The organism is Parabacteroides sp. AF17-28, from assembly GCF_003479205.1.
Lineage (GTDB): Bacteria > Bacteroidota > Bacteroidia > Bacteroidales > Tannerellaceae > Parabacteroides > Parabacteroides acidifaciens.
In genome coordinates this window covers 1-15,533 of record NZ_QUGV01000026.1, presented here as the reverse complement: position 1 = coordinate 15,533, position 15,533 = coordinate 1, and the positions used below count along the sequence as shown (strand labels likewise).

General features: G+C 47.6%; 11 protein-coding genes. 6 read left to right on the top strand and 5 right to left on the bottom strand.

Annotated features, from left to right (window positions below):
* Positions 1-189: 189 nt before the first annotated feature.
* The 4 genes from DWW90_RS16340 to rsgA all read left to right on the top strand — a co-directional run bounded on the left by DWW90_RS16340 (position 190) and on the right by rsgA (position 4,012).
* Entirely contained in the window at positions 190-1,059 is an 870-nt protein-coding gene (locus DWW90_RS16340) for a carbohydrate kinase (protein WP_122345731.1), read from the top strand.
* Between the two features lies 1 nt (position 1,060).
* Positions 1,061-2,227 (top strand): MFS transporter, encoded by a 1,167-nt coding sequence (locus DWW90_RS16335; protein ID WP_122345730.1) that lies wholly within the window; start codon positions 1,061-1,063, stop codon positions 2,225-2,227.
* A gap of 281 nt (positions 2,228-2,508) precedes the next feature.
* Positions 2,509-3,072 (top strand): ribosome recycling factor, encoded by a 564-nt coding sequence (gene frr, locus DWW90_RS16325; RefSeq protein WP_115500352.1) that lies wholly within the window; start codon positions 2,509-2,511, stop codon positions 3,070-3,072.
* A 7-nt stretch (positions 3,073-3,079) separates the two neighbouring features.
* A complete protein-coding gene (gene rsgA / locus DWW90_RS16320) occupies positions 3,080-4,012 on the top strand; it encodes a ribosome small subunit-dependent GTPase A (protein WP_122345728.1) in 933 nt (310 codons plus the stop codon).
* Between the two features lie 6 nt (positions 4,013-4,018).
* Here rsgA and dgt read toward each other — a convergent pair whose 3' ends face one another.
* The 3 genes from dgt to DWW90_RS16305 form a co-directional block, all read right to left on the bottom strand.
* Positions 4,019-5,344, bottom strand: a complete 1,326-nt coding sequence (gene dgt / locus DWW90_RS16315; protein WP_122345727.1) for a dGTP triphosphohydrolase — start codon at positions 5,342-5,344, stop codon at positions 4,019-4,021.
* A gap of 13 nt (positions 5,345-5,357) precedes the next feature.
* Positions 5,358-5,966: an L-threonylcarbamoyladenylate synthase gene (locus DWW90_RS16310; RefSeq protein ID WP_115500349.1), complete on the bottom strand. Its 609-nt coding sequence runs from the start codon at positions 5,964-5,966 to the stop codon at positions 5,358-5,360.
* Positions 5,967-6,065: 99 nt separating this feature from the next.
* The gene (locus tag DWW90_RS16305; RefSeq protein ID WP_115500348.1) at positions 6,066-6,923 is read right to left on the bottom strand and encodes an enoyl-ACP reductase; all 858 of its coding nucleotides are present in this window, start codon (positions 6,921-6,923) and stop codon (positions 6,066-6,068) included.
* Positions 6,924-7,097: 174 nt separating this feature from the next.
* Here DWW90_RS16305 and DWW90_RS16300 point away from each other — a divergent pair, with 174 nt between their 5' ends.
* A complete protein-coding gene (locus tag DWW90_RS16300) occupies positions 7,098-7,997 on the top strand; it encodes a sugar phosphate isomerase/epimerase (RefSeq protein WP_122345726.1) in 900 nt (299 codons plus the stop codon).
* On the opposite strand, the gene DWW90_RS16295 is transcribed toward DWW90_RS16300, so the two are convergent.
* Both DWW90_RS16295 and DWW90_RS16290 read right to left on the bottom strand, forming a co-directional pair.
* A complete protein-coding gene (locus DWW90_RS16295; RefSeq protein ID WP_122345725.1) occupies positions 7,998-10,463 on the bottom strand; it encodes a bifunctional UDP-N-acetylmuramoyl-tripeptide:D-alanyl-D-alanine ligase/alanine racemase in 2,466 nt (821 codons plus the stop codon). It lies immediately after the preceding gene.
* A 22-nt stretch (positions 10,464-10,485) separates the two neighbouring features.
* A complete protein-coding gene (locus DWW90_RS16290; RefSeq protein ID WP_122345724.1) occupies positions 10,486-11,469 on the bottom strand; it encodes a GSCFA domain-containing protein in 984 nt (327 codons plus the stop codon).
* 575 nt (positions 11,470-12,044) lie between these two features.
* Here DWW90_RS16290 and DWW90_RS16285 point away from each other — a divergent pair.
* Positions 12,045-15,404, top strand: coding sequence for a DUF6383 domain-containing protein (locus DWW90_RS16285; RefSeq protein ID WP_122345723.1), 3,360 nt, complete (start codon positions 12,045-12,047; stop codon positions 15,402-15,404).
* The last annotated feature ends 129 nt before the right edge of the window (positions 15,405-15,533 follow it).

Genomic DNA, 15,533 nt, shown 5'->3' with positions numbered 1-15,533 from the left:
CCAAGAAAAACGTGAAACTTTTGTTCCAAATATTCTCGGGCGTGAAACTTTAGTTTCATCGGCATGGAACTTTTGTTCCGTCGTGGAGAAACTTTTGTTTCCCCGGCATGAAACTTTTAAGAACAAGCTATGTTTATGAAGAGATACTTAAAGGAATAATTATATTTATAACAATAAAATCAATATATCATGGAAAATAAGAAACCAGTAGTTGTCGGCATCGGGGAACTCCTGTGGGATGTGTTGCCCACCGGGAAGCGTGCCGGAGGTGCTCCAATCAATTTTGTATATCATGCCACCCGGTTGGGAGCGGAAGGATATGCGATCAGTGCGGTCGGAAACGACGTGTTCGGGGCGGAAATAGTTCAGGAACTGGACAAGAACGGCATCTGCCATTCGTTGGGAACGGTCGAATATCCTACTGGAAACGTGATGGTGGAGCTGAAAGACGGCATTCCCACCTACACGATCATCGAAGGCGTCGCCTGGGATCACATCCCTTTGACGCAGGAGGCGATAGAGTTAGTGAAGAAAGCGGATGCGGTTTGTTACGGGACGTTGGCTTTGCGTGCGCAAGGTTCGAGGGGGACGATTCTTACCCTCCTGTCGTATGCCCGCGAAGATGCGTTGCGCTTTTTCGACATCAACATCCGCCAGTCCTATTATTCAAAGGACCTGATCGAGACATTGCTGCACAAGGCCAATGTGTTTAAGGTAAACGATGAGGAACTGGTCTTGCTGCGCGGAATGTGCGACCTGGATGGCTCGGATGAGGCAGTTTGCCGCCAGATGCTCCGGAAATATAACCTGAAATATGTAATCCTGACTGCCGGATCGGCATTCAGTTCGATCTATTCGCCCGATGAACAGTCGACTATCCTTACTCCGAAGGTGGAAGTCGCCGATACGGTCGGAGCGGGCGACTCCTTCTCCGGTGCATTCGTTTATTCCATATTAACCGGCAAATCCTTGCGCGAAGCCCATCAGATCGCTGTCGAGACGGCGGCTTTCGTCTGTACGAAAGAGGGTGCATGGCCAGCCTATCCAAATAAGAACTGATATGAAAGAGAAGAGTTTATATCTGAAGTTAATCCCGGTGATGCTTGTGTTCTTCACGATGGGATTTGTGGATTTGGTGGGGATCGCTTCCAACTATGTGAAGCTGGATTTAGGGCTGACTGATTCGGAAGCCAATATCTTTCCTTCCTTAGTGTTCTTCTGGTTCCTGATTTTCTCTGTCCCGACAGGGATGCTGATGAATAAGATCGGGCGTAAGAAGACGGTTATGTTGAGTCTGATCGTCACTTTCGTGTCGCTGTTGATCCCTTGTTTCGGCGATGGCTATGTGGTGATGCTGGCATCCTTCTCCCTGTTGGGGATCGGGAATGCGTTGATGCAGACTTCCCTGAATCCGCTTTTGTCGAATATTATCACCGGGGATAAGTTGGCGAGCAGCCTGACCTTCGGGCAGTTTGTCAAGGCGATCGCTTCTTTCCTGGCTCCTTATATTGCGATGTGGGGGGCGACGCAGGCGATTCCTTCGTTAGGAATGGGGTGGCGTGTGCTTTTCCCGGTCTATATGGTGGTTGCCGTGATTGCGATTTTCCTGCTGGGAGCAACCTCTATTAAGGAGGAGGCGCCGGAAGGGAAACCGTCTACTTTTGCCGAATGTATTGCCTTGTTAGGTAATCCGTTCATCTTGCTGATGTTCATCGGCATCATGTGCCATGTCGGGATCGACGTCGGTACGAATACGACGGCGCCGAAGATTCTGATGGAGCGGTTGGGAATGGACATACATGCGGCGTCGTTTGCCACCAGCTTGTACTTTATCTTCCGTACGATCGGTTGCCTGACCGGTTCGCTGATCCTGGCGCACTGGTCGCCTAAGAAGTTCTTTGTTGTCAGTGTCGTGTTGATGGTTGCGTCGATGGCGGGATTCCTGTTGTTCGATTCCAAAGTCCTGTTGTACGTCAGCATCGCCTTGGTCGGCTACGGCAACTCGAATGTGTTCTCCATTCTGTTCTCGCAGGCGTTGCTTTCGATGCCGCAGCGGCAGAACGAAGTCTCCGGCCTGATGATCATGGGCTTGTTCGGCGGAACGGTCTTCCCGTTGCTGATGGGTGTTGCTTCCGATGCGCTCCATTCGCAGACGGGCGCCCTGTTGGTTCTGGCTGTAGGAGTGCTTTATTTGCTTCTTCTGTTTCCGAAGTTGAGACGGTATTAGAGTCTGTTAAATGCTGATTTATCGGTGTGTTTGCTCGTATTTACCGGACGCAGACGGGCGCAGATTACGCAGAGGAACGCAGACTTATTTTCTTTTAAAACAATAAATGATCTGCGTTCGTCTGCGTCGTCTGCGAAATCTGCGTCCGGTAATATAAACATAGCGACACACCGATAAATCATCAATTATAAAGTCATAATCCCGCAAACTCTTTGCTGAATAAGAAAACTTTACTACTTTTGTTTATCCAAAAAACAGAAAACAAAAATATACAATCACTTATGGCAGATATAAAAGAGTATGTAAAGGCGGCAGAAGAGAAGATGACGTTTGCAATCGAGTATCTCGACGAGCAGTTGTCTCATATCCGTGCCGGTAAGGCAAATCCGAAGATTTTGGATTGCGTGAGAGTTATGTATTACGGTGCTCCTGTTCCTCTGACAAATGTAGCTACCGTAACGATTCCGGATGCAAGGACGATCATGATCACTCCTTGGGAGAAGAAGATCATCAAAGACATTGAGAAAGGAATCATGGATTCTGATGTCGGCATCACGCCTGAAAACAATGGCGAAGTGATTCGTTTAGGTATTCCTCCTTTGACGGAAGAACGTCGCCGCCAGCTGGCTAAACAGTCCAAGCAGGAAGCCGAAGCTGCCAAGATCAGCGTCCGTAACGCCCGTCGCGATGCAATCGAACAGTTGAAGAAGAGCATCAAGACCGATGGTACTCCCGAAGATGTAGAAAAAGATGCAGAAGCGGAAGTGCAGAAGATCCATGACAAATATATCAAGAAAGTAGATGAACTCTACGCAGCTAAAGAAAAAGAAATAATGACCGTATAGTAATAGCATGAGAGGATTGGTTGTTAAGAATACCGGTAGCTGGTATACCGTTCGCACCGATGACGGCCGCGATGTTGAAAGTAAGATCAAGGGGAATTTCCGTCTCAAAGATATTCGAACAACCAATCCTGTCGCGGTCGGAGACCGGGTCGATATCGACATTAATCAGGAAGGGACCGCTTTCATTACCGAGATCGAGGACCGGAAGAATTACATCATCCGCCGTGCCTCCAATCTTTCCAAGCAGTCGCATATCATTGCCGCCAATGTGGACCAGGCCATGCTGATCGTGACTGTCAATTATCCGATTACCACCACTGTCTTCATCGACCGCTTTCTGGCGACCGCCGAAGCCTATCGTGTCCCCGTAAAACTGGTATTCAACAAGATAGACCGTTACAATACTGAGGATATGGAGTTGCTGGCTGCGTTGACCAATCTTTATACGACGATCGGTTATCCCTGCTCGAATCTTTGTGCCCGTTCGGAAGAAGGACTGGATGCGCTGAAAGCCGACCTGCAAGGAAAGATAACCCTTCTGTCCGGCCATTCCGGCGTAGGGAAATCAACGATTATCAACAAATTAGTGCCGGGCGTCAACCTTCGTACCGGCGATATCTCCGAATATCATAACAAGGGAATGCATACGACGACTTTCTCCGAAATGATCCCGTTGCCCGATGGTGGTTATCTGATCGACACGCCGGGTATTAAAGGCTTCGGGACGATTGAGATGGAAGGTGCCGAAATCGCCCATTACTTCCCCGAGATATTCAAATTCTCCGCCGACTGCAAATTCAATAACTGTTCCCACCGCCACGAACCGGGTTGTGCCGTGCTGCGTGCCGTGGAAGACCATTATATCAGCGAATCGCGCTACAAGAGTTACCTGAGCATCCTGGATGATAAACAGGAGAGCAAATACAGGGAAGAATATTGATCGGCTTTATACCGCCGGCAGGCTCATGCCTGTGATCTTCCTATACAAGTCGAGGGCGTAAACGTCCGTCATACCTGAAATATAATCGAGTACGCATTGCACTTTGCCGTAGACGGTGGGTGCTTTTGTGTTGTATTGCTCCGGAATGCGCTGGAGCAGGAGTTTGCTGTAGGCGTGGTCCTGGTTCATGACGGCTTCCGTCAGGGTGTCGATCAGGTGGCTGAAGATGTGGTAACCGGCCAGTTCGATGTCCAACACTTCTTTAGCGCGGTATATCTTTTTATAGGCGGTGTCCGAACAGGTCTGATAGGCTTTCTTCGCCTGGTCGCAGATATTGTCGATAAGCGGCGTGTTATAAGTCCCGTTCAGGATATCCTCTTCGTTTTCCAGGAAGATACGGGAACATTCGTCGACCAGCAGTCCGATGATGCAGGAGCGGAGATAGGCGATCTGCTCGTTTGTATCGTCCACCATCTTCATGACGCGGGTGATATGATCGAGCCGCTCGCTTTCGAAGAAGTTCAGGAGCAGGTTGATGGCCTCTTCCGTTGTCAGGATATGCAGTTTGCAGGCATCCTCGATGTCCATGATCTGATAGCAGATATCGTCGGCCGCTTCCACCAGGTAGACAAGCGGGTAGCGGACGAATTTGTCGGCGTCTTCCGGGTTCCGGCAAATGCCCAACTCGGCGGCGATGCGCAGATAAGCATCTTCCTCAGACTGGAAGAAACCGAACTTGCCTTTCTTCCCGGCATAGACGGAAGAATAGGGATATTTGATGATGGAAGCAAGCGTGCTGTAGGTAAGGGCGAAACCACCCTTGCGGCGTCCGATGAACTGGTGGGTGAGCAGGCGCATGGCGTTGGCGTTGCCTTCGAAGTGGAGGAAGTCGTCGTAACGCCCGCCCTCTTCAAGTATCTGTTCCTTTAATTTCCGTCCGTTTCCCTCGGAGAAGTAAGCCGAGATCGCCCGTTCGCCGGAGTGTCCGAACGGCGGATTACCCATGTCGTGCGCCAGGCAGGCGGCGGAAACGATGGAGCCTATTTCCGGAAAGTTGACGCTCCCGTCGGGGTATTTCTGCATCAGTCCTTTGGCTACATTGTTGCCTAAAGAACGTCCTACGCAGGACACCTCGAGACTATGCGTCAGACGGTTGTGCACGAAGATACTGCCCGGTAGCGGGAAGACCTGCGTCTTGTTCTGCAAGCGGCGGAAAGGGGAGGAGAAGATCAGGCGGTCGTAATCCCGCTGAAAGTCGGTACGTTCGTGTTTGCGTTCGTGATATTCCTCCATGCCGAAGCGTTTGCCGGAGAGTAATTGGTTCCAGTTCATCTTGTTTTGTTGCTTAATAGATTAATTCCCCTTTTCCCTGGCGGATGATTTCGAAGTCGTCGGTTGTGCAGTCCACAACGGTCGAGGCTTCTGTCCCTCCGTAACCGCCGTCGATCACGACATCCACCTGGTTCTCATATTTCTCTTCGATCAGTTCCGGGTCGGTACTGTATTCGATGATGTCATCTTCGTCGTGCACGGACATGGTCAGGATCGGATTGCCCAGTTCTCCCACTAACGTGCGAATGATGTTGTTGTCCGGCACACGGATTCCGACTTCTTTCCTGTTCTTGTAAATCTTCGGCAGCTCGCTGCTGGTAGGCAGGATGAAGGTGAAAGCGCCCGGCAGGTTTTTCTTCATCAGCTTGAACGCGGCATTGCTCACCTTGGCATATTCGCTGAGGTTGGACAGGTCGTAACAGATAATGGAGAGGTTGCTTTTCTGCGGATTGACGCCTTTCATCTGGCAGATCTTTTCGACTGCACGTACATTGAGCGCATCGCAACCGATGGCGTAGACCGTATCGGTCGGATAAATCACAAGACCGCCGTCGCGCAGGATGCCGACTACCTTGTCTATCTCCCTGAGGTTGGGGTTTTCGGGATATATTTTTACAAGCATGGCTTTATAATTGAAAATTGAAAGTTGAAAATTGAAAATGAAAGATAGAGCAAGGCTGATTTTCCATTTTCAATTTTCCATTTTCAATTCATTTACGGTTTACCCGTAAATAATGTGTCCGTTTTCGTCGGTATATTCTTCTAAACCTTTGCTGTATTGGTTCATGGCGCGAAGGCTCATGCCCATGCTCGAGAAGCCACCGTCGTGGTAGAGGTTCTGCATCGTTACCTTGCGGGTGAGGTCGGAGAACATCATGACGCAATAGTCCGCACATTCGTCGGCCGTGGCATTACCTAACGGACTCATCTTTTCGGCGAAGTCCAGCAGGTGATCCATGCCTTTCACACCGCTACCGGCTGTTGTCAGCGTCGGAGACTGTGAGATGGTGTTGATACGTACGTTCTTTTCACGGCCGTAGATGTAACCGAAGCTGCGGGCGATAGATTCCAGCAGGCTCTTTGCATCCGCCATGTCGTTGTATCCGAAGAATGTACGCTGGGCAGCCACATAAGAGAGGGCGACTACCGAACCGTATTCGGCAATGGCATCCTGCTTCTTGGCCACCTGCAACATCTTGTGGAAAGAGAGGGCGGAGATATCCAGCGTCTTTTCCAACATTCCGTAGTCCAGGTCGTCGTACGTCCGTTTCTTGCGCACGTTCGGGCTCATACCGATGGAATGTAAAACGAAATCTACTTTACCTCCTAATATTTCTACTGATTTAGAGAATACAGTTTCCAGATCTTCTACGCTCGTAGCATCTGCCGGAATAACTTCGGCGTGCAACTTTTCAGCCAAGGCGTCCACCTGTCCCATGCGGACAGCGATAGGCGTGTTACTCAGCGTGATTGTCGCTCCTTCTTCTACGGCTCTTTCAGCCACCTTCCAGGCGATGGACATGTCATTCAGTGCTCCGAATATGATGCCTCGCTTGCCTTTCAATAAATTATGACTCATACCTTTTATTTATATATTACGGCACAAAAGTACGCAAAATGTGCAAGATACACAAAGGTTTGCCTTATTTCGACGGCTTGAGAAAGCGCGTTTCCAAATAATTCTTTATATTTGTCTACTCGTACAGTCGTCTCTAATACAACATTATCCATATATTAAATAATTATTTAGACCATGAAAAGACGTGATTTTATCGGGAAAGGTGCTTCCCTCTTTGCTTCCTGTTGTTTATTGCAGAAGTTGCCGTTGTCGGCGATGCCGGTTGTGAATGAATCGATGAAGAAAAACCGTAACCGGGTCGGCATACAGCTGTACAGTGTCAAAGACGACCTTGCCAAAGACTTCACCGGCAGCCTGCAGAAACTGTCGGACATCGGCTTCTCCTCTGTCGAAACATACGGTTTTGACGGCAACCAGTTCTTAGGGAAAAGGCTGAAAGAGGTCTCTTCTATCCTGGACGGGATGGGAATGACCCTGTCCGGAACCCATACTGGGTCGGCTATCCTTTCTGCTGATACGGGAGCCAAAGAATGGGACTCCTGGAAGAAATGTTGTGACGAGCTGAAGGCTGCGGGAGGAAAACGCGCCATCCAGTCCTGGTTGCCGGCAACAAAAACGACGGACGATCTGAAGCGACTGGCCGACCATTACAACCGGGTAGGGGAAGTCTGCAAGAAGTCGGGCATCAAGTTCGGACACCATAACCATTCCGCCGAGATGAAGACGGTCGAGGGAAATGTTATCTTCGATTACCTGATCCAGAACACCGATCCTTCCCTTGTCTTTTTCCAGTTCGACCTCGGACATGCCTTGGAGGCTGGCGCCGATTGTGTCGCTTATCTGAAGAAATATCCGGGCCGTTTTACCTGCTGGCACGCGACTGACCATAAGATAAACTCCGGTAGTCGCGAGTTGGGAAAGGGCGATGTCGATTTCGATGCCTTGTTTGCGCTGGCAAAGCAATCGGGCCTCGAAGAACTGGTGGTTGAACAAGAGTCCGGTGACGATCGCTTTGCCTGCTGTAAAGTCGACTTTGATTTCCTTCGTAAATATCCTTGGGCGAGAATCAAATAACTATTCTCTGTAATACACCCTCTTTACACGGGGCGATATCGAGGTCAGTATCTCATACGGTATAGTCTTCAGCTTGTCAGACAGTTCGCTGACCGGAAGTTCCTCGCCGAAAATGATAACGGTGTCGCCTTCGTTCGCATCGATGTCGGTGACATCTATCATGCAGGCATCCATACAGATATTGCCGATAATCGGGCAACGCTGCCCGTTGATCGAAACCTCTCCGCCTCCGTTACTGAAATGGCGGTCCAGTCCGTCGGCATATCCGATCGGGATGATGGCTATGCGGGAGTCGCGTTTCACGTAACTCATCCGGCTGTAGCCGATCGAGTCGCCCGCCGGAACGTTCTGTATCTGCAGGATGGTTGTTTTTAGCGTGCTGACATTGCGCAACCCTTTCTGGCCGGACGCACTGACACCGTACAGGCCGATGCCGAGGCGCACCATATCCATCTGATAATCGGTAAAGCGTTCGATGCCGGCCGAGTTCAGGATATGTTTGATTACCTTGTATTCCAAGCCCGCTTCAAGCTCGGCCGCAGCCTTGGTGAATGTCTCCAACTGCTTCTTAGTGAAATCGTCGAATACATATGAATCGCTGCCCACCAGATGCGAGAATACCGAGCGGGCTACAACACCGCTCTGTTTCTTCAGGCGTTCACATATCTCGGGCACGTCTTCCGGCTGGAATCCCAGGCGGTGCATGCCGGTGTCGATCTTGATGTGGACCGGGTAGGAGGTAATGCCTCTGCGCTCCGTCTCCTTTATCATTGCGTCGAGCAGGCGGAAACTATACACCTCCGGTTCGAGCTGGTTCTCAAACAGGACATTGAAACTGCTGAATTCCGGGTTCATCACGATAAGAGGGATAGAAATTCCCTCTTTGCGCAACTCCGCCCCTTCGTCGGCAACGGCAACAGCCAGATAGTCGCAACGGTGCTCCTGCAACGTCTTGGCCAACTCATAGGAGCCGGCTCCATAGCCGAAAGCTTTCACCATGCAGACCATTTTAGTCTCCGGCTTCAGCTTCGAACGGTAATAGTTGAAGTTATGGACGATGGCGTCCAGGTTGACTTCCAGAATCGTCTCGTGCACCTTCTTCTCCAACAGTTCGGAGATGCGTTCGAAATGGAACTGGCGGGAGCCTTTTATCAGGATCAGTTCGTTCTTGAACTTCTTGAACGACGCGGATTGGATAAAGTCCTCTGTCGAGAGGTAGAATTCCTTTTCTATATCGAACACGTTCCCGTATTCTTTCAGGTCGCGTCCGATGCCGATGATACGGTCGATCTTCTTCCGGCCTACCAAGTCCGCTACCTTCTTATAAAGGGATTTGGGCAATGTGCCCGACTGCAGGATGTCCGAAAGGATCAGCGTGCATTTCATATCTTTGCCTACGCGCCGGCTCTGTTGGAAATCGAGCGCGATGTCCAGTGAGTTGATGTCCGAATTGTAAGTGTCGTTTATCAACAGGCAGTTGTTGATGCCCTGCTTTACATCCAACCGCATGGCGACCGGTTCCAGTTGCTTGAACTTCTCGGCGTCGTTTACACTGGTCGGTTTCAGATACAACATCACGGCCATGCAATGGATCACATTCTCGATGGAAGCATCATCCGTAAACGGGATCGTATAAGTACGGTCGAAGCCTAAGAGAGTGCAGCGGATAATCGTTTCCGACTCCTTCTTCTTGATCGATTCGATGTATAACGGGGCTTCCGAGTCTTTCCGGCTCCAGGTGATTGCCTTATGGGACAAGCAAGCCGATTCGATACAGTTGGCTATGAAGGCGTCGTCTCCATCATAGATAATAGCTTCGCAATCGTTGAACAGCATGAGTTTCTCCAGGCATTTCTGTGTGGAAGAGATGAAGTTCTCCTGATGCGCCTCCCCGATATTCGTGATCACACCGATGGTCGGCGCAATAATCGGTTGCAGGCGTTCCATCTCGTCCGGCTGCGAGATACCCGCCTCGAAAATGCCTAACGTGTTTTTGTCGTTCATCTGCCATACGGACAGCGGCACACCCAACTGTGAGTTGTAGCTGCGGGGTGAACGGACAATGTTGAACTCATTATGCAACAGCTGGTAGAGGAACTCTTTTACAATCGTCTTGCCGTTGCTTCCGGTAATGCCGATCACCGGGATGTTGAAACGTTTCCGGTGGTGGATTGCCAGCTTCTGGAGAGCTTTCATCGTGTCTTTCACAACAAGAAAGTTTGCTTCGGGCATCGACTCGAATTCCGGCAATACCTCGTTGACAACAAAGTTGCGTACGCGCAGTTTGTATAATCCTTGTATATAATTGTGCCCGTCGTTGCTTTTAGTCTGGAGGGCAAAGAAAAGACTTTGTTCCGGGAATGAAAGGCGACGGCTATCGGTAAGCAAGATGCTGATGCGGTCGTCATGTAACTTCTTGGCGTCAGCTCCGATGATTCCGGCGATTTCTTTTATTGAGTATTCCATTCTTCTATCTCTATAATTAGGTTTAGAACTTCTTTTTAATCACTGCTATCTCATTTGTCATATCAAAGTAAGGGAATTTCTCGTTAAGTCGTTCCATCTTTAACAAAGTTTGCGAGATGAAGTGCTTATAGGCTTCGCTTTCCGGTTGGAAAGGCTTATGATTAATGGCCTTTTGTATATCCTTCCATTCTTTAAGGATTGCCTGTGTCTCGCGGGAGAGCATCGTTTCCGTGAACCGTTCCCAGATATATTCGACCGCCTGCAGAGAGGGATGCAGCATATCGTCCGCATAGAAACGGTAATCCCGCAATTCGTCCATCATGATCTCGTAGGCGGGGAAGTAGGCAGTCTGTTCCGGAAAGTCCTTTTGCAGTTGTTCGACGGCTAACAACAGGGTCGCTTTGCTCAACTGGTTTCCGTGCGCCCCGTCCTTCCAGTGGCGGATCGGACTGACGGTAAACAGTATTTTCAGTTCCGGATTCTGTTCCCATAGCGAGAGAAGGATGCTTTTCCATTCCGCCGTAATCTCGTCGACCGACAGCATTTGGCGATCGAACATTTTCTCCGGCAGTTTGTGGCAGTTGGAAACGATTTTCCCCGTGCTTCTCAGCCTGTACACCCAAGCCGTTCCGAGCGTAATGATCATCCGCCGTGCTTTCCTGATTATTTCGGCTGAACTGAACAGTCTCCCGTTGATGTTTTCCAGGCATTCCGTTTCCGACGGGGAAGAAAAGCGGCTGTGGTGGCTGAAGCTATGGTAAACGCCTTCGTGCCGGAAAAGATCGTCGCCCGTAAAACGTTCCGGATGTAACAGCATACGGATCGCTTCGGCTATGGAGGAAGGGTTGTAGAGCGTGCCGAACGGGTTCAGGTCCGTCTTGAATTTATTCTCCTCCAACTTCTTCCCGATATTCTCGGCAAAACAGGAACCCAGCAAAACCGTTTGTTCCGTATAGGAAAATGCAAACGGAGCTTTGGGGATGGATATACGGGTATAAAGGTCCATATTGCGATTCGTTTTTTATGGTCTGCAATATTACAAATTTATTTTCAGAAATTGGCTTCTTGGTCCAGAAGCCAATATTCCCTCTTTTCTCCCCTTTTTCGCCCTATGCCTTCAAAAACAACAAATTTACACATCAAGCACTACTTAAATGAAAAGGGTGTAAGTGATTATAAATAAGAAATATATGGGTGAAGACGGGAGAACGCGAAAAAGCCCGTTTTTTAGGGGTAAAAACGACCTGTTTTTGACTTGTAACTAATTGGGAATAAAAAAGATAGGAGGCAAAAGCAAAATGACGAAAAAAAACGTACGTTTAAATTCGTCACAAATTTACGCATACTTTTTAAACCTGCAATCCTTTTCCTAAAGTTTTTTTCTTTTTCTATGTCCTTTCTTATCAATTAGATAGCTAAACGAGGACGAAAATACCGCTTTTCACGACAAACTCCGAGAACCCCTCAAAAAATGACGAATTTAAACGTACGTATTTGTAGTCAAAATACAATTGTTAACATTCACGAGGTGATATACATTATATAACACATAAGTTTTATTACTAATTAAATTATTAAATTATGAACAAAAAGTTTTCTACGCTTTTGACCGGCGCTCTGCTGGTCGGTTCGGTTGCTGCGAATGCTACAGGCATCAATGTTGATGTCGCCACTAAGATTGAGCAGTTGACGAATGGTTCTCGTTATTATGTGCTGTCTACTGCCAAAGTTGAGCGCTCTGGTGCTGCTACAAGTGTGGTTTCTATGGATGGTGCAGATGTAAAGGTTACTACTTCTGACAACACTGCTGTCAACAAGGAACTTTGGAGCATTAAGGTTAATGCTGTTGCCGGTGCTAACCGTTTTGTCTTCACAAACAAGGCGGAAGGTATGACTCTTTCTTTTGATCCTGCAAATGCGATTGATGTTTCTACTGCTTCCTTGGATGCAACAGCAGTTGGTAATGCTGATGCAGTAACAAATGCATCACAACTGACAGATGTTGAAACAGAATGGAGCTGGGTTACGACTAAGGATGCAAATACAGAACTTGCTGAACTTACAGGCCTTGCAGCTTATTTTCATAAGGACTCTGTAATGAAGTTGTATCAAGTAACGGGAACAGGAAATGTATTTGCTGTAAAATATGCGAATACAGCTACCCCAACAATTACTAATGCAACAGAAGTTAAAGTTCAGGCAGTTCAACCTGCAACTATAGTTCTTACAGCTAAAGATTTGAACGTATTGGGTACAGGAGCTAACAAGTACTTTACTATTGATGCAGGCCAGACATTGAAAGGCAATATCTTTGCAAACACAAAATGGCAAGCACAAGATATTCTCGCTCCTGGTGGAAGTTCTACTAATGTAAATGATTTTCAATATGCTGCTAATAATACAACTTCAACTAAACTTGCAGCAACATCTGGTGCTGTTGTTTTGAATAAGATTGAAAGTGATAAACCTTCTTTCAAGTTTGCTCATGTTGATACCGCTTTCTGGGCTGGTGTGTCAGAAAATGAGAATAAATGGTATGAGTTTGCTGTGGCAGAAGGAAAAGTGACAAAGGATGGTGATGGTGCAATTGTTACTTTGGACTCTTTGGCTCGCAAAGGAGGTCTTACTCAAAAGGCATTTGAGTTTACATTTACACGTGACTTATTTAAAGATAGTGTAATCGTAACTGTTCCGGCTGCAGGTTTGATGGAGAAAAAAGACAACCTTGTTGAGGTTTGGGGAAAGAAGACTTATTGGCATACTGCAAATAGCACTCTTGCGGATTATATCACTCTTTCTTATCAGAAATTGAACGATGCTAACGTTCTTACTTTAGATAAGGCTGATCAAGATAATAATATTCCGTTCTACGTATCCGGCGCACTTGTTGAAAGCACCGCTACTTCTGTAAAAGACGGTCTGTACTACATCAAGAACAAAGCAGGTCAGTTCCTGGCTGCTCCTATCTATAACACTACAAACGGAACAACTTCTGCTGCTGAATGGGTAACTGTAAACGGTGGTTTGCAGGAAGTGGCTCATATGCCGGCTTACCAGTGGGTTGTTTTGAAGGATAAGATCTATTCTGAAACAGCTAAAAAGACTTCTACGGTTACAATTACAAACCGCGAATTTACAGGTGTTAAGGATGCAGCTGTTCAGTTGAACCAGAAAGACGAAGCAAGCTGCCTATACACAGCTTCTACAGAATTAGGTCTGGATGGCGACTCACTGAAATTCGTTCAGATCGAAGACCTGGCTATCCTGTCAGATACTTTGTTAGGTTATAAGAACTTCGAGGCAGACTCTCTGTTGGTAAACCGTTATACATTCAACTATCTGCACGACTATGCAGACAGCAAGTATATCGTTAAATCTGCAAAAGACTCTTTGGCTCAGGCTACGGATGGAACTCAGCCGTTTGTAATTGAAGCAGAAGGTGCTATTTATGATTATGGTTATGAAGTAACTCCTGCTATCGCAGAACGTATCGCTGGCTTGAAACAATTACGCAGACAGGCTTACCAGGTATATCTTCCGACAGCAAAGGGCAAACTTTACCTGTCAAAGAATGCTGAAAACAAGTATATGTTTACAGTTTCGGATTACGGCACTCCTTCTACTTTCTTGTTCAAGGAAGAAAACGACCTGACAAACAACAAACATTATCATGCATTGGTAGCTGTTGATGGAACTCTGGGTACTCTTGCTTCTGAATCATACACTAAAGTCGGTGTTATCGACGCTTCCGCTATCCTGGAAGACCAGAAAATGAGCGAACAGAGAACATCTGCTTTCAACATCGGTAAATACGATGCTCCTCTGTACCGTCGTTTCAACTCAATGAAGTTGGAAGGCAACGCAGGTGATGCTGCCGATACATTGCGTTTCGTAGAAAAGTATCGTAAAGAATACCTGCAGGTTGAAGCTAACGAAAACTTCAAGGTTAAGGGTATCGACTTCTTAGGTATCTATACTCCGGACTTCACGAAAGACGGCAAATCGTTCATCGTTGACACTGCATTCGTAAACCGTTGGAGCGGTAACATCAAACCTCAGTATCTGATCTCTATCGATCGCAACGATGCTCCGGGTAAAGACGCTGAACCGTGTCCGTTGGAACACAATCATGGTTATGACAAAGATGGCAAACCGCTTGACAAATGGTCTTGTTCACATGCAACTCCGGCAACAGCTGGCTTCCATTATGGTAAATACCTGGTTAACTTCGCTGATTCTGTAGATCATGCTGCTAAGAGTGCTGATTACGGTTGGAAGGGTTATACACGTGCCGGTTTCGTGAAAGCTGTTCACATGGGTGATAGCCTGTATATCCTGACTGGTCAGTTTGCTGATGTAACTCCTGCTACTTTCGACACTGCTGCAATCCACAAAGCTGTTAAGGACAAGAAATATGCTGAAGAGTATATTGTAGACCTGCAAGGTGACGAACATAAACTTGTAACATGGTCAATGCGTTTTGTTGATCCTGAAAATGCTGCAAACGAAGCAGAAGAAGACCGTGCATTCTTGATGGAATCTCAGGGTATCGATCGCGAAATCGCTCCGACTACAGGTGAATGGCTGAAGATGCAGAACGGCTGTATCGTATTGTCCGGTTCTCTGCCAGGTTCGGAATCTACATTCGACCAGATTACCGGTGCTGACGATGCGCTGATCTTCAACGTTGAAATGGGTAACAAAGATGATATGGCTACTGACAACGAACAAATTGCTACTTCTGAAGTAACAGTTATCGCTCAACAGGGTGCTGTAAGAATCGCTAACGCTGAAGGCAAGAAGGTTGTTATCACGAACATCTTGGGCCAGACAATCGCTAACACAGTCATTACTTCAAGCGACGCTGTAATCGCTGCACCTGCCGGTGTAGTAGTTGTAGCTATCGAAGGCGAAGAAGCTGTAAAAGCAATCGTAAAATAAGAATGAAATTATAATCAAATAATTCTAAAACAGGCCGCGCGGGTTTGTACGGGATGCATCCCATGTCAACACCAATTACCCTGCGACAGGCGAACAAGCGGCCGGATTTAATATTAATAATACTAAAGT